Source organism: Methylocella sp. (assembly GCA_037200525.1).
Classification (GTDB): Bacteria; Pseudomonadota; Alphaproteobacteria; order Rhizobiales; family Beijerinckiaceae; genus Methylocapsa.
The window spans coordinates 1,774,590-1,793,352 of the sequence record JBBCGG010000001.1; the positions used below are offsets into that span (position 1 = coordinate 1,774,590).

An 18,763-nucleotide genomic window follows, 5' to 3' on the forward strand; every position below is an offset into this window, starting at 1 on the left:
CTCAAAATGACGCTTGCCCACGCTTCGGACTTGCCTTCAAAGCGAATTTTGGTCGTAGAGGATGAGCCTTTCATTGCGCTGACGCTCGTCGATACGCTGTCGGACCTTGGTTTCGACGTCGCAGGCTGCGTTGGCGACGTCTCGGCTGCGATCGATTTCATTGGCCGCGAGCATATTGACGGCGCTCTTTTGGACGTGAACCTCGGCACGCAGCGGGTTGACGCCGTCGCCGATTTGCTGGCGGAGCGCGCCTGCCCGTTTATTTTCACGACCGGACACGGGCGATCCGGCGTTCCGGCTGCGTATGCCGATCGAGCCGTTCTGCAAAAACCATTTGGGGCCAAAGACCTCGCCGCTTTATTGCTGACAGTGTTCGGGGCCGTCGGCCACTAGTCGGTCGAACCGGTTTCGATGCGGCTTGCTTTTTGCTCGTCGTTCCACGCGTGGCCGTCGGAGCGGCTCGAAACGGTTTGCCGCCTTGATCGTGACATAGTCAAAGACTACGACTTTGTTTCCGCAGGATTTGCGGCGGCGCCGTCAGAACGGCGGAGAGCCTGAGGGCAACTGAGAGCCATGGTCTAGATGGCGACGATCGCTTCTGTTTCTCCGACGCCTCCCCGTAGACACTCTTCCCGAATCATTGGGGCTTTAGCCGCCTGCGCCATCGTAATCGCAATGACCGCCGCCGTGGTCCCCTGGCTGTTTTCGACGAGCGTGCTGCGCGACGAGATCGTCGCGCAAATCCGTCAGATGACGGGCCTCGTCGCGCTGTCGCAAGGCCGGGCGGTTTTCGTGGTTCTGCCCGAACCGCACATCAGCATTGACGACATCCACTTCGCGGATCCCTCGGGCGCGCTGCGGATCGACGCGCGCTATCTCAAGGGCTATCTGCGCGTCTCTGCGCTTCTGCGCGGGCGACTTGAAATAGCGTCAGCGACGCTCGGCGCCCCGGAAATTGTTATCGATCTTGACGGCCACCCGGTGCCGGCCGACAGCGCGATCGGCCGCGCCGCCTATGCAAAATCAGCCAGCCCGCAAGCGACTTTCGCCGACGAAGCGCGTCTGGGCGTGGTTTCGCTTGTCGATGGCAGCGCGCGTCTGAAAAGCAAATCCGGCAGTTCGGATCTTTGGATCGACGACATTAACGTAACGCTCGATTGGCGCACCCTCGGCGCTTCGGCGAGTCTCGCCGGAACCGTGCGCTTTCGCGGACAATCCGCTGATATCGCCGCCATGATTGCGCGCCCGTCCGAATTGTTGCGAGGCGAGCAATCCGCGCTGAGCCTGAAGATCGATGGCCCAGCGCTTTCGCTTTCGGCCGAAGGTAATTTGGCGAGCGCGCCGAGGCCGCAATATACCGGCCGCCTCGCCGCTTCGGCCCCCTCGGTGCGAAAGCTGGTCGAAACCGGCGGCTATTTCGTCGATCTTCCGGCTCCTTTTGAGGATTTCGCTTTGACTTGCGAGGCGAGCCTCAGCGCTGCGAGCGCAAGTTTTTCCGGTCTCCATTTGCAGCTGGACGGCAATGAATATGAGGGCGCGCTGGCGGTTCTGTTCGGGGGGAAAAAGCCAGTCCTCTCCGGCACTTTGGCGGCAAATCTTTTGTCCCTGCGTCCTTTTCTCGAAGGCCTGCCCGCCGGCATTGCTCGCGATGGCCAATGGAGTCATGATCTGTTCGATCTCGAAGGCGCGACTTTCGCCGATCTTGACCTGCGCGTCTCGGCGAGTCGCCTGATTCTGCCGGAAATTGAGATGAGCGACGCGGCTTTCTCGCTGCTCAGCCAGAATGGCCGCCTCGAGGTCGCGCTGGTTGGCGCCAAGGCCTATCAGGGCGAAATCCGAGGCCGCGCCTCCTTTACGGCGAATAGCGACGGAATCGAGGTGCGCGCGAGCGGGGCAATGACTGACGTTGACGTTGCGGCCTTACTGCCTAACTCGATCGGGCCGTGGACGGTCTCAGGAGCTGTGACCGCCACGGGCAATTTCGAGAGCTCGGGCGCCAGCATGAGCGAAGTTATGCGCAATCTCGAGGGCCGCGCCCAAGTCGCGCTCGACCATGGCGAACTCGGCGGCATCAATCTCGAGAAGGCGCTGGGTTCGCTCGACAAAAGACCGCTCGCGCTCGCCAATGACATCCATTATGGCGGCACCGCTTTCGACAGCGCGGGATTTGGTCTGCGCATCGTCGCCGGCGTCGGCGCAATTGACGACGGGCAGCTCCGCAGTTCGAGCGCCAATCTGGGGTTTGGCGGCGCGGTTGAATTCTTTGAGCGCACGCTCAATGTGCACGCCATCGCATCGCTTCCCGGTAGGGACGACGGAGCGGAGCCGGAGCCGAAATTTGCTTTCGACGTCGCCGGCTCCTGGGATGATCTCGCCTTGATTCCCGATGCGCAGAGTCTGATCCGGCAATCGGGAGCCGCGGCTCCGCTTTTTTCGCAACAGCCTGCAGCAGCCAAGCCAACCGCCAACTCAGATGGCAAATAGCAGAGCTTCGGCCAGGAAGACTCCTTGCCCGCGGCGCATCGTCGTGCAAGCATAAGCTGAGCTGGTTGCAGCGAAGGGGGGAGCAGAACGGTCATGAGTAAACTGGTTGTCCTATATTCCGCGCCGGAGAATCCGGAAAAATTTGCTCGCTATTTTCGCGAAACCCACATGCCGCTGGTCCGCAAAATGCCCGGATTGAAAGATGCGGTCTATGGACCCAGCACATCGTTGGATGGAGCCGCCGGGGCATTCTCTTGGACCTTCATCGGCACGTTTGATAATCTTAAAGCGATCCATGACGCGTTGGGCTCGCCAGCCGGGCAGGCAGTCGCCGCCGACATTCCCAACTATTCGCCGCAGGCGCCGGTAATCCTGCACGTCGACGACGAAAAATAGCGACGAACTCGCCGAAAAGATCGAAACCGGTCCTCGTCATGCTCCAGGCTTGGAGCGTCATCCGCCCTCGCGCATCGCCTCGTCGAGGCGCGCTTCCAGAACTTGCGGTTTGATGAGGACCAGGGCGCCCCGGGTTTTTTCGATAAGACCTTCTTGCACCAGGGCCGAGAGTTCTCGCGTGACCTGCTCGCGCCGGCAGCCGATGCGCGCAGCGAGGACATGATGGAAGGGCGGCGGCGTCACCGTGCGCTCGGCAGGCTTGCCGGGACGGGGATGCGCCATGCGCAAAAGCTCTGAATAGAGGCGGTGCTTTAGATCGAAGATCGAATGTTCGGCGAGCCGTGAATTGAGTTCGCGCACGCGCCCTGTGAGGAGCCGCAAAATCCGATCGCAGGCGGTTTTTGAGGCAAAAATCACCTCGCGGAACACGGACGCCGGCATAATGCAAAGCTCGGACTTGGTCAGGGCGGTGACATTGGCCGAGCGTTTGGCCCCATCGATCGCCGTCATTTCGCCGAAGAACTGGCCCGCCCGGCTCTCGCCAAGGATGATCTCCTTGCCGGCTGCGGTGCGAATCAATACGCGGACCTCGCCGATGATGATGAAATAAACGTCCGAGGATTCGTCCTCATAATCGACAACCAATTCGCCATCATCGAAACGGCGCCAATTGCAGAGCCGGTCGAAGCGATCGAAATCAATATCGGCGACATCCTTGAAAAACGGAACGCGAGCAAGGGTTTGCAGGGGGCGTTGGGTCATAATCAAAAAACCATAAAAATTATTTCACTTCAATTCGGTCATAGGATGGAAGATTAGCAAAAGCCATAAGATTGATCGTATCTTCGATTGCATCGCGTTTTAGCGAGTCCTGTCAATCTCCCGGAACGCCGCCGCGCCAGAGACGCCCTATAATACTACGCCTTGCGCGTTGAGTAGTTCCCCACGCCAATTAATAGTGCTAGGCCGACGACTATTGCGTGACGCATCATCCGAAGTGCCGCCGTTCGATCGACTTGCTTCGACTATTGGGCGATGATCAGCGTCGGTTGGATCGGAAATGCCGCACTGCAGGCATTGGTGGGCAAGCGAAATATCCGCCGGGTGAGTGAGCTGCGTATTCCTCCGTTTGAAATTGGGCTCTCCCGGGCTCAATTGGTGATCAACGCAACGATGAGAGGATAGTCCGCAAATGACTTACGCTGAAAAAACCGCCATTGGACGCCTCCTCCATTCGAGCCTGGTCGCGCGCGATTGGGCTGCGCTCGGCGCGATGCTCGCGGAAAATGTCGTCTGGACGTTGCCGGGCGATAATCAGGTGTCGGGCGAAATTGCTGGCCGCGACGCGGTGATCGCCCATTTTCAGAAAATCGCAGCCTTCGGCGTGAATTTCAAACTCGAGCACATTCTCGTTAGCCGGGACAATGTCGCGCTTGGCTTGCACAATACGGCGCGGCGCGGGGATGCTTTGCTCGATGAGCATCTGGCGACGGTCTGCTTACTTGACGGCGAAATCATCCGCGCCATTGAAACCTATTTGTCGGATGTCGAAGGCATGAACGCCTTTTTCGCGTGAAGGAAAAAGGGCTCTCGGCATCGTTTGATCCATCGAAGCGCCGGCCTTTCGCTACTGACAAAACTTCGATGTTCCATCGCTTCCGCGTGGTTCGAGATCAAAGTGCCAATGGTTGGCGTGAAAGGCGTCGGAGCCCGGACCTAGCGCCGTATGGAAATAGCCGCAAGCTGCGGAGCGGGCGGCGCGGTCGAATCCGCGCTCCGTCTCGTCGGCCATTTTCCCGACCTGATATGTCCTCCCGCCCGTAAATTTGATTTCGGCGATGTCGATCGCGAGACCCGTAGCATGCGCGCTCAGCTTCGCGCCCACGACGTGGTCGCGGGTTCTGCATTCGAAGCCGGGGCCGGTCCCAATCGCAATGATGGAAGCGTCAAATGCGCCTTTGGCGAGGGGGACTAGCAGTTCATTCGTGAAATTGGCGAAGGTCGCGGCGGTAATGCAAGCTACCGTCGGACGATCCGGCAAATCGACGCGCTGCCCGCCTCGGAGCGTCAGAGCCTCAAGCGTAACCGGTTGCGCAATAAGGCAGCGCCGATCGCTCGACGCCTCAATCGCGGCCGGCTTTGCGACGACGCCTTGGGCCGCGAGCGTTTCCATGCAGCCCTCTGACGTTGCAGGCGCTGGGGCTGCGAGCGGCTCAGGCGGGCGGGCGACCTCGGCTGGCTTTGGCGATTTTGGTCTTTCGGGAGGAAGAGGAACGTCCGCCCTCTCGTCCCGTGGAAGCTCGATGGGAGCAGACTTAGCGTCGGATAACGTAAAGCTCTGCAAGACGCAGATAAGCGCGACGCTCAGCAAGATACGTTGGCGGGAGACCTCGCTAGAATTCGCCTGCGCGGGGTTTTTCTCGCGCTTTGTTTCGATTTCAAATCTGATGGCGTTTCTCCTGTCTGCAACGAACAATATTCTCGAAGCAAAATAGTTCGCTCGCGCGAGGAGAAGTTCTGAGCCAAACGTGCGAGCGGTCCGCGGCGCGGGGCTGGACAGGATGTGGCAAAGCACGCGATAAGATTCGGCGCAGCATCAAATGCGCGCAGGCGCTAAAAGCCTGAAAAGAGCAATCATGGGAGTGAAGCCAATGCATATCGGGACGATTGTCGCCGCGACGCTTTTGAGTATTGCCGCGGGCTCCGCCTCCGCCGCCTCAGTGACGAAAAGCATTGATGTCAACGCCCCGCCGGCAAAGGTGTGGGCGATGATCGGTCCGTTCTGCTCGATCAGCGCTTGGCATCCGGCCATCGGCACGTGCACTTCGGATGGTAAGCCGGAGCCAACCCGCACGCTCGTCACCAAAGATGGCGCAGCTACTTTTGTAGAGCTGGAGACCGCCCGCGACGACAAAGGGATGAGCTATTCCTACGCCATCAAGTCAAGCCCGCTGCCGCTCAGCAATTACCTCTCGACGATCAAGGTCGTTCCCAAGGGCGACGGCATGTCGACGATCACCTGGTTCAGCACTTTCACGCCGGTGAGCGGCAAGGAAGCTGATGCGGACACCGCCGTTAGCGGCATCTATCAATCCGGCCTTGACGCGGTGAAAGCCAAAGCCGCCATGTAGGAAGCGTAAGGGCCACCATCCCTCGCTTGCCTTGGGTTCGCCATCGCCTGACCGCGGCTTATGACGCCTCGGCTGCGGAAGTCTTCGCGAATCCCGCCGGTTTCGGCTGGACTCGCTTGCATCGCAGCCGCAGGAAACCGCCTTCCCGAAACCGCCAGAACATGATGTCGGAAATTACCCAAGCGCTGGTCACACCCCGCGAGCGTGACCGGCGAAGTGGCGTGCCGCCGGCCAGCGCGACGACATCCACTGCTTGACCGCCATTGAATAGATAGACGAAACGACGTTTGAACCTGCGGCCGTCACTCATTGGAGTTGAGCGGAACTGCTCTACGGCCAAATGACTGACGGCGAGAGCACCTGGCTACTGGCTGGATGACTCCGCTCTTCGTAAGCGCGACCGCTCAACTAAAGAACTATCCTTAATCGTCGTGGCAGATTTCGAGCGTGTCCAACGATGGCGTCCCCTCGGGCGTCGTTGAAGGCTCACCCCGCGTGCAATTGTTCCTCGGGACATATTTTTCATTCGCCGGACGTTCTTTCTCTTCGATCGAGCGCCCGGATTGCTCCCTTGGCTCCTCGCTCTGAGCATAGCTGATGCCCATCGAAGCCGCGAGAAAGACAATGGCTCCAAGCAATTGAATCGTCTTCATGATTTTCTCCCCCTATTTAAGACAGGCATCCTCCCCAGAAACCCGCGCAAATAAACGATCCGAACAAGGAATAGTTCCGCTTCGGCTGATATTTAATATCATTTGGTGACGGATTACCTGAAGTGAAATTAAATTTCGCTTCGGGGCAGTCGCCGCCGAAGACGTTTTGCGCTTCGGTTCGTGAGAACTGCTGATGCCTCTCAACCGGCCCTCCGGCGGCCCGAGCTAGCTCGCCCGAATCTGGCTGAAGCCGAGCAGAATCGCGGGATGAACATTCTTGGAATGATCAGGCCAAAGCCCATCGCCAGAGTAATGAGGAACGCCGTCATTCCGTCCTTGAACACCGCAGGGAGCAGACCGAAAGGAGCGCGCCCATCGAGAGTCATCAGTTCGGCGAGGCCGCCCGCCATTTGGAAGATGAAGACGCCCGGTATCAGCGACACCACCGACGCGAAGGCGACCGCCGCGAAAGGCAGCCGCAACCGATCCGCGGCCTGCGTGGTGATAATCCCCGCCACAAGGCAAGCGACGAACGCTCCAGCCTCAACGCTGGCGCCTAATGCCGAGATCATGCCCCAGCGGCACGCATGGGCGAGCATTCCGACAAGAATCGGGATCGGCAGCATCCGCCACGGCATTGAGAAAAATGCGCCATATGCCGCAACGGCGACGCCGGCGGCGGCCACGTCACACAGAAACGGAGCCGAGCTTGAAGACTCTGAAACGGGCACGGTCACGCCGCCGAGCGAAAGACCAAGGAGCAAACCCGCGCAAATCATGAGAATGATCAGGCTCGCATAGCCAATGCGCGCCGCCCCAAGCACAATGCGCGTCCGGGCAAGATCAAGCATGCCATTGAGGAGATGCGGGCCGGGCACCAGCACCATGCACGGACATACCGCGATAAGGCGCAACGAAGGGCTGAGATTAAATTTTGCGACGATCGCGCCAATGACGCCGGCAAGCAATGCGGCGCACAAAGGCGGCGCGAATGGACTGGCGGTTACCTTTGCCACTCCGCGCCGCAGAACAGCGCCCGCCCCCGCGCTGAACGCGATCAGAATAAGGCTAAGCGGGTCAGCGGCGCCAAAGATGACCCCCAGCGCCGCGGCTCCAGCGGCCGCCAGCAATGCGAAACGCACAATCGAGACGGGCGGATATTGCGTGATCGCCTCAAGATCCGATCGCGCCGCTTCGGCATTGATCCGCCCATCGCGGAGATCGTCGATCACATTCATCGTCGCTGCGACTTTGTTCATGTCGACGCCTGTGGGCGCGACGGCGATAATCTCGAAATGGACGCCGGCGTCGTCCTCGATGCGGAGGGTCAACTCCCCCCAATGCGGAAAGAGAATCGCCTGAAAGCCCAGAGCCTCGGCGAGATGCGTTGCGGCCGCCGCCATTTGCTCAGTCGTCTGGCCGTTGACCATTAGAAGCCTGAGGCAGGTCAGGATCAGATCCGCGGCGTCTTTCCGCGACAGCGTTGCACAAGAAGGCGCGGCTGCGGGATCCCGCGGCGCATCGGGCGAATGCGCGGCGTTTCTCCCCGCGTCGGAATTGCTCATGCTTTCGCACGCAGTCTCTTACCCATTGGTTGCGACGTAGGGTTTGACCATCTTCACCGGGTCGACCACACGGTCGAATTCCTCTTCAGTGACGAATCCGAGTTTTAGAGCCGCAGCTTTTAGCGTGAGGTCATTGTCCATCGCGTAATGCGCGATTTTCGAGGCCTTGTCGTAGCCGATCACTGGCGCCAGCGCCGTCACCAGCATCAACGAGCGGTCCACATACTCCTTGATCTTCTTGAGATTCGGCTTTGTTCCCTCAACCAGATATTTGCGGAAATTCACGCATCCATCGGTCATGATCGTGATTGAATGAGCGATGTTATAGATCATCAGCGGCTTATAGACGTTCATCTCCAGATAGCCGCCGGCCCCGCCGAACCCGACCGCCACGTCATTCGCCATCACCTGCGCCGCGATCATCGTCAGCGCTTCGGCTTGCGTCGGATTGACTTTGCCCGGCATGATCGAGGAGCCTGGCTCATTCTCCGGAATCAGCAGTTCGGCGAAGCCTGCGCGAGGGCCGCAGGACATCAGCCGGATATCGTTGCCGATCTTATAGAGCGATGCCGCCAAGGTGCGGAGCGTGCCTGAGAGCTGCACCAAAGCATCATGGGCGCCCTGCACGGCGAACTTATTCGGCGCGGTGACGAAAGGCAGGCTCGTCAGTCTGGCGATTTCGGCGGCGGCCGCTTCGGCAAATCCCGGCGCCGCGTTGATGCCGGTGCCGACGGCCGTACCGCCTAGCGCCAGGCGGTAGACGCCTTTCAGCGCGTCGTCGATGCGCTCCAGATCGTCCGCGAGCATGGCCGCATAGCCAGACCATTCCTGTCCGAGCGTGATCGGCGTTGCATCCTGCATATGAGTGCGGCCGATCTTGACGATATCGGCCCAATCCGCGGCCTTCGCCGCAATGGCGTCGCGCAGGGCCTTCACCGCGGGGATCAGGCGCTGCGTGACATTGATCGCGGCGGCCATATACATCGCGGAGGGAAACGTGTCGTTCGACGATTGCGACATGTTGACGTGATCGTTTGGATGAACCGGAGTCTTGCCGCCAAGCGGCGCGCCGGCGAGCTGGCTGCAGCGATTGGATATCACCTCGTTCACATTCATGTTGAACTGCGTGCCGCTGCCGGTCATCCACACGTGCAGCGGGAACATGTCCTGATGCTGGCCGGCTAGAATCTCGTCGCAAACCTCGACGATCAGACTATGGGCGCGATCGTCGAGCCTCTTGCCGGCATGGTTGGCGTTAGCCGCCGCCTTCTTCAAGATCGCGTATGCGCCGATCATTTCCCGAGGCATCAGATCCTTGCCGATGCTGAAATGCTCCAGCGACCGCTGGGTCTGCGCGCCCCAGAGCTTGTCGGCAGGCACGCGAACCTCACCGAGGCTATCGGTTTCGGTGCGAAAGTCAGTCATGGTCATTCTCCTGAGCCGTGGAGACGCATCCTTAGGCCGCGCGCGTCGACGGATGGAGGATAAGGGCGGTCGCGGCGGTCGTCCAGCAACCATGCGCGAGATAGGCGCGGCGCCTCGCCCGAACGAGATCGGCTTAACCCCGCTTTTTATAGGGCCGATAGCGCGGCTCCCAAACATGGGCGCGGATGCGCTCGGCCAAGGCCGCGTCATCGCAGGGCTCGGCAAGGCCATCCGCTTGCGCTTGGCGCGCAACTGCTGTCGCGACCGCAACCGCCACCGCGCGCAATTGATCCACAGAAGGCAGCAGCGGCCCGTTCTTGTCGTTCTTTGTCGGGGATAATTCGGCCACAGCCTTGCCGGCTGCCGCAAACATAGCGTCGTTGATGCGGCGCGCTCCAACGGCCAGGACGCCAAGGCCCACGCCGGGAAAAACGTAAGAATTATTGGTTTGGTTCATCGGTACCGGCTTGCCATTCCATGTGACTGGCGGAAAGGCGGTTCCCGTGCCAATCAGCGCCCGCCCATCGGTCCATGCCAAAAGTTGCTCCGGCGTCGCCTCGCTGCGCGATGTCGGATTCGACAGCGGGAAAATCACGGGGCGGTCGACGTTTGCGGCCATAGCGCGCACGATCGGTTCGTTGAAGGCGCCGCCCTGGGCTGAGACGCCGATCAGCGCCGTCGGCTTGGCGTTCACCATGACGTCGAAAAGACTGATCTCATTTGGCTTGGCGAGCGTCCAGCCGGCCACGGCTTCCCGCGTCTGAACAAAGGGCGCCTGCGCGGGGCGAATGCCCGACATGCCTTCGACAAGCAGCCCGTCGCGATCGACGGCATAGAAACGGCTCCTCGCCTCGGCCTCACTCAAGCCGCCTTCGATCATCGTCCGCAGCAAAAGCGAGGCGATCCCGCATCCCGCAGAGCCCGCGCCGAGAAAGGCGATCCGTTGATCCGTCAGCTTTACGCCCGTCACATTGATCGCGGCGAGAAGCGTCGCGGCGGCGATCGCCGCCGTGCCCTGGATATCGTCGTTGAAGGTGCAAAGGCGATCGCGGTAGCGCTCGAGGAGGGGACCGGCGTTGGGCCCGGCGAAATCCTCCCACTGCAGAAGAACGTTCGGCCAACGCTCGGAAACGGCGGAGACGAACTCCTCGACAAAAGCATCATATTCGGCGCCGCGCACCCGCTCGTGCCGCCAGCCGATATAGAGCGGATCGTCCAGACGATCCTGATTGTTGGTTCCAACGTCGAGAAGGATGGGCAAGGTTTGATTGGGATGAATTCCGGCGCAACCCGTATAGAGGGAGAGTTTGCCGATTGGGATCCCCATGCCGCCGGCCCCTTGGTCTCCAAGCCCCAGGATGCGCTCGCCATCGCTGACGACAATGATGCGAACGGCGTCCAACCGCGAATCGGCCAGAATTTCGCGGATGCGCCGCTTGTTCGGATAGCTTAGAAACAATCCGCGCGGCTTGCGCCAGATCTCGCTAAAACGCTGACAACCCTCGCCGACCGTCGGCGTGTAGGCCAATGGCAATATCTCCTTGAGATTGCCTACCAGCAACGCGTAAAACAGCGTTTCATTGGTGTCCTGCAAATCGCGCAAGAAGGCGTAACGTTCAAAATTCGTCTCAAAAGCGCGCAAGACTTTAAGCCGCCGCGCCATCTGCTGGTCGAGCGAGCCGATGTGCGGCGGCAACAGCCCATGCAAATGGAAAAGATCGCGCTCCTCTTCAGTGAAAGCGGTTCCTTTATTGAGCATGGGTTGGTTGATCAAAGCGAAGCCGGTCAGATCAGTCTCGAGAGGGGAGTCCATGCTAGGGGCTGTCGTCATTGTACTTTTTCCTGACTACGCGCCGGCCAAAATCCGGGGCCGCGAACAAGGCGGATAGCGCGATCGGTTCCATCATCGTTCAGACCGTGCGAAGATGCGCCGCCCGCGCTGTCTGCGCACGCACCTCCTCGCACAACATGGCGTCGTCGATCAAGGAATGGCCACAGGATGTCAGTTGCTTTTGTTTGGGGAGCAGCGACGTTAAAACCCGCCGCTCCAGCTTAGCCTTGCTACAGCGTTGCGCGATTCTAACGCCAATGTGACCGAAGCACAGCGCGGCGATGCCAGACGCGTTTTCTATACAGCAGAGTTCGTTACCTGCACCCACATGAAATTAGCATTAGGTCGGCGCTCACGCAATTAACGCATGTCTTAATCAGCTAACTCATGGCGCGGAGCCGGTAATCGTGGTTGATTGACGCCTCGGCTTTCGATACTTGCAACCATAACTTCTGATGGCGTCCCGATTGCGGTTCTGCATAATGGCCGCTCTGCCTTGAGATGCCTGCATCAGAATTAAAGGAGCTCGATCATGAAGACCGTGGCGGATCAATTTGCGGAGACGCTTGCGGCGGCGGGCGTCAAGCGAATCTATGGCATCGTCGGCGACAGCCTCAACGGACTGACCGACTCGATCCGTCGCCAGGGCAAAATCGAATGGATCCATGTCAGGCACGAGGAAGTCGCCGCCTTCGCGGCCGGGGCTGAGGCGCATCTCACTGGCGACCTTGCAGTCTGCGCGGGCAGCTGCGGGCCGGGGAATCTGCATCTCATCAATGGATTGTTCGATTGCCAACGGTCGCGCCTGCCGGTGCTCGCCATCGCCGCGCAGATTCCCTCGGCTGAGATCGGCTCCGGCTATTTCCAGGAAACTCATCCGCAGGATTTGTTCCGCGAATGCAGCCACTATTGCGAGCTGATCTCCGGCGCAAACCAGATGCCGCGCGTGCTCGAGATCGCCATCCGCACCGCGGTAGGCAAGCGCGGCGTCTCCGTCATCGTAATTCCGGGCGACGTCGCCCTCGAGCCCGCCATTGAAGCGCCTGCGCCTAAACTCTCCAGCCTTCTGCCGCCTCAGGCCCTTGTGACGCCGCCGCGCGCCGCTCTGACGCAGCTCGCCGATCTACTCAACGGCAGCCGCCGCGTCACCGTTTTTTGCGGCTCGGGCTGTGAGGGCGCTCACGATCAGCTGATTGCGCTGGGCGATCGACTTAAATCGCCGATGGTTCATGCGCTCAAGGGCAAGGAGCATGTCGAGTGGGATAATCCCTATGACGTCGGCATGACCGGGCTGATTGGCTTCTCGTCCGGCTATTTCGCGATGAACGACTGCGACGTCCTGCTCATGCTGGGGACTGACTTTCCCTATCGCCAGTTCTACCCGCAAGGGGGAGCGACGCGCATCGCGCAGATCGACATCAGGGCCGAACAGATCGGCCGCCGCGCCTCGGTTGATCTTGGTCTCGTCGGCGATGTCCGCTCGACGCTCGAGGCATTATTGCCGCTGCTCAATGAGAAAACCGATCGCGCGCATCTCGATCAAGCGCTGGAGCATTATCGCAAGGCGCGCGAAGGCCTCGATGCGCTTGCGGTCGGAACGCCTGGCAAGGTCATTCACCCGCAGCAAGTCGCCAGCGCGGTCAGCAAATTGGCCGCGGACGACGCCATCTTCACCTGCGATGTCGGCTTGCCGACGGTATGGGCCGCCCGCTATCTCGCGATGAATGGCAAGCGGCGACTTATCGGGTCGTTCTGGCACGGCTCCATGGCCAATGCGATGGCGCAGACGATTGGCGCGCAAACGGCTTTCCCCGGCCGGCAGGTAATTTCACTGTCGGGCGATGGCGGGTTCACAATGCTGATGGGCGACTTCCTCAGCATGGCGCAGCTTGGCCTGCCCGTAAAGGTGATCGTGTTCAACAATGGCGCTCTTGGTTTCATCGAGCTGGAACAGAAATCGAGCGGCTTCATCGATAATGGCACGGAGCTTAAGAACCCGAATTTCGCGGCGATGGCCGAAGCCGTTGGCGTGCGCGGAATCCGACTTGAGGATCCAGCCGACGTCGAGCGCGGCATAGCCGAGGCGCTCGCCCATGACGGGCCGGTGCTGGTCGACGCTGTGGTGAACCGGCTGGAGCTCGCCATGCCGCCCAAGGTGACAGCCGAGATGGCCAAGGGCTTCACTCTCTATATGGTGAAGGCGGTGATGAGCGGCCGCGCCGACGCAGTCATCGATTTGGCGCGGACAAATCTCTGGCGCTGATTCTCCGAGGCGGACGTGGGCAGTCGCCGGCGGGTTTCCCAGCTCGCATGTTGAGGCCTAAAACCCGGTAAATTGGCGACAGTCTCCGAGAAGCTTATCTTCGCGCGCGAAATGCGAGCGCTGGGCGTTGCTCGCCGATGCCGGACGCGCGGTCGCGACTGCGATTGCTTTTGCGCGGAAATCGGTTGGGATGACGCAGGACAATCTTGTCGACCGCCTGCCTTTCGCGCGGCCAGGCGTCTGTCGACGACAAACAAAAAGAGCATGACTGCTTCAAGAGGAAGCCATCATGCTCTTTAGCGATGCTGCGTTTTGGTAGCGCGCTATCAGCCGAACCTGCGTTCGGCTGAGAGATTTAGGTCGCTCGTCCTGTCAGGCAGAGAGTCTAGCCAGCCAGGCGAGAGCGAGCGGCTCAATTCGTCTGGAACGGATAGTAGCGAAGGCTGGTGAAGAACGAGTTCTCCGTGGCCTTGGCTGCGCCGCCGAAGCCCTGGAAAGAGTATTTCTCGGTAAAGGCATATTGCAGGCCAACCCGCAATTGGCCGAAGGAGCCTTGATAGACCTTATCCCAGAAGCCGGCGGTGATATTCCGGATCAACTTGACGTTGCCGACGCAAGCGGAGCTGAGAATATTCGAGCATCCCGCATTGGTGTACAGCGGATTGCCATCGCCGAACGCGTTGACCGTTGTCTTTCCGCCAGCCGTGGTGATGCTGTTGGAGAAGCTGGCCTGCTGTTGTTCTTGACCCGCGTAGGTGTAGAAGTCGAACTCTGGCGTAACATGCCATGTCAGCCCGGCGAGCAAGGTCGTTTCCTGGATGGGCGAAAGCGAGCCATTCGCATTGACGCTGACGTCAGGAAGTTGCCCGGAGGAATAGCGTCCGATGCCGCGCCCGTTCATGCCGGTGAACTGGACGTCGAGTACGTGCGGAAGCACGGGAACAATGATGGTGCCGCCGTAGCTGCCGGCTGCGACGTCCTGATTGCTGCCGTTGACCTGGTTATAAAAATCGCGGAACAGGCCGAAGGCTTCCACATGGATATGGCGATCGGCAATAGTCGGATCCCACGCCACCTTGCCGATGATATCCGGCATGTGATTGAGAGATATCGAGTTCCCGGAATTGAACAAAGACGAGCCCGGGGGCACGAAGGTGTCTACGAGGGTGCTGGGGAGAGCGGCTGTCGGTCCGGCTTGCGCGATGCCATTCGTAAATCCGCCATTCGTCGCGCCGGGTCCGACGAAGGTGTTCGTCTGCGGGCTTTCCGCCGACAAACCGAACCACAAGGTTTGGTCGAAGTCTTTGACGACGCGGATCTGCGGCTGACGCGCCCAGTTAAAGCCAGGCACGTATTGCGCGTCGATTGTCAGAGGGATGTCCTCCGTGCGCGGCGTGATGCCTCTCGTATTTGGCGTCAGCAACGACCAGTTCTGACCGGCGAGGAGATGCGCGCCGAAATCGTCCTGATCGATCGTCGCGTAGATATTGCGGATACGCGGCGTAAAGGAGTTGCTCTCGTTGTTATTGGCGGTCTGCGCTGCGCCGAGGAAGTCGAGCTCCATCCAGCCGGCGAGATGCGTCGTCGGCGTGGCGTCGCCCTGCACGAGAAGCGAGGCGCGGCTTTGACGCGCGCTCATGCGGTACTCGTTGGCGTTGCCGGTGCGCACGTTGTTGAAAGGAATGTTTTGGAACGGGGTCGTTATGTCCGCGCCAATGTTGCGGGTGCGGAAAACGCTTTCCGCGGCAAGGAAGCCCCCGGGCGTAATTGTGACGCCGTTAATAAACAGACTGGGGGAGCCAGCCACGGGACGGCCTTGGATCGCGGCCTCCTGCGCGGTGAGTCCTGTGGGCGCCGCGCCGCCAAGGCTGCCCACTCCGATGCCTGACCCGGCCTGTCCCCATCCTGCCCCAGCCGGGGCGGGGCGCGCCTCGACGTTGCGGATCTGAACCTGCGTCTCTTTTTGCTTGCGCGCCTGGTCGTTGACCTTCTCTTCAAGCTTCTTCAGCTGAGCCTTGAGCAGGCGAATTTCCTCGGAAGTGTCGTCTGCGCGCGCAGTCCCCTGGAACGCTACAAGCGCCCCCAAGGTCAAGGCCGCTAGGGCCTGATTGCGTTCTCGTCGTTTCATAAAAGTTGCCCCTTCAATCGGCGAAAGGCACGAATGTACCTAGTGCTGATTCACAGTATCTCGATGACAGCTAAGTGACGGCCCCTCAATTGTCTAGCTAGACTGTCTCTACTGTAACACCTTGAAAATAAAGGATATTCAAGATTGTGGCCGTAGCGCGGGGCTGCTTGCTATAATGATTCGAAATGAATGTGCCTTATTTGTCACGCTGAAATTCTGACGTTGCCCAATATCTGTCAGCGCTAAAATTACAAACGCAACTAAAAATCTGTCTCGTGTGATGAAAAAATGGGCAGCCTATAAGACGTTCTCCGAATATGCAGCGTATAACGCAAGTCTGCGGATGGAAATGTTTATTGAAATAAATTTTTGAACATATATGCACGTACCAAAATATTGGATCTGCTATTTATAGGTCATGCAAGGTATAACGCAATGAGCTGTTATTTGTTGTTTCATGCGTATATTTTGGTGCGCCGACTGAACGCACTTATATAGTGCAGTTAACAGTAATACGCTGCGGCTGGCAACTTTGCTGCTACGGTCGTGCTTGTTTCGTTTGGCGCTATGCAGGGCAATTCCCAACTCCGCCAAGCAAATTTGGAATTCCAGCGGCAGCTCATAGCGTTTTAGCGCAGACGCGCTATGTTGACTGCAAGCGCGGCGTCTGTGGGGCGCGGGACAGACTTGATGGGCGGATTCTGATGAGCGCACCGATGCTAGACACGAGTCCGGATGTCGCCCCCGCGCCTTCGCCAAAAGCGGGATTTTGGCTGCGCGAATCGCCGTATCTTGTCGTGCTTTTGTTGGCGGTGATTGGCGTTGCTTATACTAGCTTTTCGAAACAGCCGCTGGTCACCTATTGGGAATTTCTGGCTATCCTCATAGGAATCGCCTGCATCATTACTGGCTGGCTGCGCGTTGACGATAGCAAAGCGCGATTGCGTTTGGTGTGGACTCAAGCGCTCCACTGGCTGGCGTTTTTGTTCGCGATGAATCTGGTGCTGCTCCCGAGCGTGCAGAGAATGCTGAATTCGGAGGCAACCGGGCTGACGCTTCTGATGCTGCTCGCCCTCGGCACGTTCATCTCGGGGGTTCACATTTCGTCATGGCAGATTTGCTTTATCGGCTTCGTCATGGCGATCAGCGTGCCGGGAATCGCTTGGCTTGATCAATCCGCTCTCATCGTAGCTTTAGCAGCGCTCTTTATAGTAGCCGTCGTCGCGACGGTGCTGTGGCGCCGACGCAGCGATCGGCGCGAGAAGATTGCTCACCACTTTGAAGTTTGAACGCCAGATGCGGCGAACGAAGGGCCAAAGCGGCTAACGCAGCGCGACGCGTTCAGGGAAAGCCTTCGCCAAAGCGTCGCGATTCGCGGCGATCACGCCGCGCTCGGTAATCAGTCTGGTGACGAGACGGGCGGGCGTCACATCAAAAGCGGGGTTGTGAGCGGCGCTTCCCGCGGGGGCGAGGCGAACGGTTTTGACGTCGCCGTCGTCGCCAAGCCCCGATATATGGGTGATCTCGCGCTCCGATCGAACCTCGATCGGGACCTCCGCCACGCCGTCGGAGATTGAGAAATCGATCGAGGGCGAAGGAGCCGCGACATAAAAGGGCACGCCATTGTCTCGCGCCGCCAGCGCCTTCAGATAGGTGCCGATCTTGTTGCAGACGTCGCCCGAGGCAGTCGTGCGATCGGTGCCGACGATGACGAGATCAACCTCGCCATGTTGCATCACATGGCCGCCGGCATTGTCGACGATGATCGTGTGGGGCACGCCATGCTGCTTGAGCTCCCAGGCGGTCAGCGAGGCTCCTTGGTTGCGCGGGCGAGTCTCGTCCACCCAGACATGCAGCGCGACGCCGGCCTCATGCGCCTTGTAAATCGGCGCCGTGGCGGTGCCCCAATCCACTGTCGCCAGCCAGCCGGCGTTGCAATGGGTGAGAATATTGACGGGCTGCCCGGCCTTAGGACCGGCGACTTTCCGAGCGGCGACGGCGGTGATCAGGCCGAGCCCATGATCGCCGATCGCTTCGCAAAGCGCTATATCCTCGGCGGCAATAGCGGCGGCATGCTTGAAGCCGGCTGCAAAGCGCTCAGTTGGCGGCAAAGCCGCCAACAGCCGGCGCATAGAAGTCAGCGCCCATTGCAGGTTGACGGCGGTCGGCCGCGTCGCCGCCAGAACGGCGCACGCTTTTTCGAGATTGAGATCGGAGGGATCGGCGCGCATCGCTAGCGCGGCTCCATACGCCGCCGTCACGCCAATCAGCGGCGCGCCGCGCACCTGCATATCCTTGATGGCCCGCGCTGCGTCGGCGACATTGGCGATTGTCACAATTTCGAACCGATGCGGCAACCGCGTCTGATCGATGATTTTAACGCTCGCCGCGTCGTCGCCAACCCAAATTGTTCTAAGCGCTTTGCCCTCGACCCGCATCCGTCAGCTCCTCGTCTCGCATGGAGACATAGAGCATTCCGGACTCAATTGCGATTACAGGCGGGCGGAAAGAGCGGCGTTCAGCAATTGCTGCAAATGCCGTGCTCCACGTGATCATCCAAATCGAGGATGTGTCGATCGAGCGGCGTCCCGGTGGGTTCGAGGGGGGCTGCTCCCAGCCGAGGAACCGTTTCACCCGTCGACGTCAGATAATCCTGATTTAAAAGGCGCGGAGCCGATCCGCCAACGGACCTCCCGACATTAGAAGGATCGGCGTTAGCGGAAACACCCGCCATCGCGACAAAAAAGACGGTCGCTAGACTGATTTTGATCATCGCTTTCTCCTGCACCGTTCCGCCTGCATCGCCCCGGCGCCGAATAATTGCAGCCGTTTTGGAAGCTGTCATTGCGCTGAAACAACAAACCCATCATCAACTCAAGTTGAAGCG

16 protein-coding genes are annotated in these 18,763 nt (G+C 59.7%); 7 read left to right on the top strand and 9 right to left on the bottom strand.

Annotation, left to right across the window (positions count from 1 at the left end; translation table 11 throughout):
* The first annotated feature begins 6 nt into the window (after positions 1-6).
* The 3 genes from WDN46_08580 to WDN46_08590 all read left to right on the top strand — a co-directional run bounded on the left by WDN46_08580 (position 7) and on the right by WDN46_08590 (position 2,880).
* The gene (locus WDN46_08580; protein MEJ0093479.1) at positions 7-393 is read left to right on the top strand and encodes a response regulator; all 387 of its coding nucleotides are present in this window, start codon (positions 7-9) and stop codon (positions 391-393) included.
* A gap of 282 nt (positions 394-675) precedes the next feature.
* The gene (locus WDN46_08585; GenBank protein MEJ0093480.1) at positions 676-2,484 is read left to right on the top strand and encodes an AsmA family protein; all 1,809 of its coding nucleotides are present in this window, start codon (positions 676-678) and stop codon (positions 2,482-2,484) included.
* Between the two features lie 93 nt (positions 2,485-2,577).
* Complete coding sequence (locus WDN46_08590) at positions 2,578-2,880, top strand: EthD family reductase (protein MEJ0093481.1); 303 nt, start codon at positions 2,578-2,580, stop codon at positions 2,878-2,880.
* Between the two features lie 57 nt (positions 2,881-2,937).
* On the opposite strand, the gene WDN46_08595 is transcribed toward WDN46_08590, so the two are convergent.
* Positions 2,938-3,642 (bottom strand): Crp/Fnr family transcriptional regulator, encoded by a 705-nt coding sequence (locus tag WDN46_08595; GenBank protein MEJ0093482.1) that lies wholly within the window; start codon positions 3,640-3,642, stop codon positions 2,938-2,940.
* A gap of 430 nt (positions 3,643-4,072) precedes the next feature.
* On the opposite strand from WDN46_08595, the gene WDN46_08600 reads away from it, so the two are divergent.
* Positions 4,073-4,456 carry a nuclear transport factor 2 family protein gene (locus tag WDN46_08600; protein MEJ0093483.1) on the top strand — a complete coding sequence of 128 codons (384 nt, stop codon included), beginning with the start codon at positions 4,073-4,075 and terminating at the stop codon, positions 4,454-4,456.
* 51 nt (positions 4,457-4,507) lie between these two features.
* Here the strand turns inward: WDN46_08600 and WDN46_08605 are convergent, their stop codons facing one another.
* Positions 4,508-5,053: an extensin family protein gene (locus tag WDN46_08605; GenBank protein MEJ0093484.1), complete on the bottom strand. Its 546-nt coding sequence runs from the start codon at positions 5,051-5,053 to the stop codon at positions 4,508-4,510.
* A gap of 427 nt (positions 5,054-5,480) precedes the next feature.
* Here WDN46_08605 and WDN46_08610 point away from each other — a divergent pair, with 427 nt between their 5' ends.
* The gene (locus WDN46_08610; protein ID MEJ0093485.1) at positions 5,481-6,011 is read left to right on the top strand and encodes an SRPBCC family protein; all 531 of its coding nucleotides are present in this window, start codon (positions 5,481-5,483) and stop codon (positions 6,009-6,011) included.
* Between the two features lie 422 nt (positions 6,012-6,433).
* Here WDN46_08610 and WDN46_08615 read toward each other — a convergent pair whose 3' ends face one another.
* The 4 genes from WDN46_08615 to WDN46_08630 all read right to left on the bottom strand — a co-directional run bounded on the left by WDN46_08615 (position 6,434) and on the right by WDN46_08630 (position 11,485).
* Positions 6,434-6,664: a hypothetical protein gene (locus WDN46_08615; protein ID MEJ0093486.1), complete on the bottom strand. Its 231-nt coding sequence runs from the start codon at positions 6,662-6,664 to the stop codon at positions 6,434-6,436.
* Between the two features lie 200 nt (positions 6,665-6,864).
* Positions 6,865-8,229 carry a threonine/serine exporter family protein gene (locus WDN46_08620; GenBank protein ID MEJ0093487.1) on the bottom strand — a complete coding sequence of 455 codons (1,365 nt, stop codon included), beginning with the start codon at positions 8,227-8,229 and terminating at the stop codon, positions 6,865-6,867.
* Positions 8,230-8,247: 18 nt separating this feature from the next.
* Positions 8,248-9,654: a class II fumarate hydratase gene (gene fumC, locus WDN46_08625; GenBank protein ID MEJ0093488.1), complete on the bottom strand. Its 1,407-nt coding sequence runs from the start codon at positions 9,652-9,654 to the stop codon at positions 8,248-8,250.
* Positions 9,655-9,787: 133 nt separating this feature from the next.
* Positions 9,788-11,485, bottom strand: a complete 1,698-nt coding sequence (locus WDN46_08630) for an NAD-dependent malic enzyme (GenBank protein MEJ0093489.1) — start codon at positions 11,483-11,485, stop codon at positions 9,788-9,790.
* 532 nt (positions 11,486-12,017) lie between these two features.
* Between WDN46_08630 and poxB the strand changes: the two genes are divergently transcribed.
* Entirely contained in the window at positions 12,018-13,748 is a 1,731-nt protein-coding gene (gene poxB / locus WDN46_08635; GenBank protein MEJ0093490.1) for a ubiquinone-dependent pyruvate dehydrogenase, read from the top strand.
* A 412-nt stretch (positions 13,749-14,160) separates the two neighbouring features.
* On the opposite strand, the gene WDN46_08640 is transcribed toward poxB, so the two are convergent.
* Positions 14,161-15,876, bottom strand: coding sequence for a hypothetical protein (locus tag WDN46_08640; protein ID MEJ0093491.1), 1,716 nt, complete (start codon positions 15,874-15,876; stop codon positions 14,161-14,163).
* 704 nt (positions 15,877-16,580) lie between these two features.
* Between WDN46_08640 and WDN46_08645 the strand changes: the two genes are divergently transcribed.
* The gene (locus WDN46_08645) at positions 16,581-17,165 is read left to right on the top strand and encodes a hypothetical protein (GenBank protein MEJ0093492.1); all 585 of its coding nucleotides are present in this window, start codon (positions 16,581-16,583) and stop codon (positions 17,163-17,165) included.
* 33 nt (positions 17,166-17,198) lie between these two features.
* On the opposite strand, the gene mtnA is transcribed toward WDN46_08645, so the two are convergent.
* Together mtnA and WDN46_08655 are read right to left on the bottom strand one after the other, a co-directional pair.
* Complete coding sequence (mtnA, locus tag WDN46_08650) at positions 17,199-18,314, bottom strand: S-methyl-5-thioribose-1-phosphate isomerase (GenBank protein MEJ0093493.1); 1,116 nt, start codon at positions 18,312-18,314, stop codon at positions 17,199-17,201.
* Positions 18,315-18,394: 80 nt separating this feature from the next.
* On the bottom strand, positions 18,395-18,721 hold the full coding sequence (locus WDN46_08655; GenBank protein ID MEJ0093494.1) for a hypothetical protein: 327 nt from the start codon (positions 18,719-18,721) through the stop codon (positions 18,395-18,397).
* Positions 18,722-18,763: the final 42 nt, after the last annotated feature.

Coding starts and splice junctions, on each gene's coding strand:
- WDN46_08590 (MEJ0093481.1), top strand. CDS start 2,578: ATGAGTAAACTGGTTGTCCTATATTCCGCGCCGGAGAATCCGGAAAAA.
- WDN46_08620 (MEJ0093487.1), bottom strand. CDS start 8,229: ATGAGCAATTCCGACGCGGGGAGAAACGCCGCGCATTCGCCCGATGCG.
- WDN46_08600 (MEJ0093483.1), top strand. CDS start 4,073: ATGACTTACGCTGAAAAAACCGCCATTGGACGCCTCCTCCATTCGAGC.
- WDN46_08630 (MEJ0093489.1), bottom strand. CDS start 11,485: ATGACGACAGCCCCTAGCATGGACTCCCCTCTCGAGACTGATCTGACC.
- WDN46_08605 (MEJ0093484.1), bottom strand. CDS start 5,053: ATGGAAACGCTCGCGGCCCAAGGCGTCGTCGCAAAGCCGGCCGCGATT.
- WDN46_08585 (MEJ0093480.1), top strand. CDS start 676: ATGACCGCCGCCGTGGTCCCCTGGCTGTTTTCGACGAGCGTGCTGCGC.
- WDN46_08610 (MEJ0093485.1), top strand. CDS start 5,481: ATGCGCGCAGGCGCTAAAAGCCTGAAAAGAGCAATCATGGGAGTGAAG.
- fumC (MEJ0093488.1), bottom strand. CDS start 9,654: ATGACTGACTTTCGCACCGAAACCGATAGCCTCGGTGAGGTTCGCGTG.
- WDN46_08580 (MEJ0093479.1), top strand. CDS start 7: ATGACGCTTGCCCACGCTTCGGACTTGCCTTCAAAGCGAATTTTGGTC.
- WDN46_08655 (MEJ0093494.1), bottom strand. CDS start 18,721: ATGACAGCTTCCAAAACGGCTGCAATTATTCGGCGCCGGGGCGATGCA.
- WDN46_08615 (MEJ0093486.1), bottom strand. CDS start 6,664: ATGAAGACGATTCAATTGCTTGGAGCCATTGTCTTTCTCGCGGCTTCG.
- WDN46_08645 (MEJ0093492.1), top strand. CDS start 16,581: ATGAGCGCACCGATGCTAGACACGAGTCCGGATGTCGCCCCCGCGCCT.
- mtnA (MEJ0093493.1), bottom strand. CDS start 18,314: ATGCGGGTCGAGGGCAAAGCGCTTAGAACAATTTGGGTTGGCGACGAC.
- poxB (MEJ0093490.1), top strand. CDS start 12,018: ATGAAGACCGTGGCGGATCAATTTGCGGAGACGCTTGCGGCGGCGGGC.
- WDN46_08595 (MEJ0093482.1), bottom strand. CDS start 3,642: ATGACCCAACGCCCCCTGCAAACCCTTGCTCGCGTTCCGTTTTTCAAG.
- WDN46_08640 (MEJ0093491.1), bottom strand. CDS start 15,876: ATGAAACGACGAGAACGCAATCAGGCCCTAGCGGCCTTGACCTTGGGG.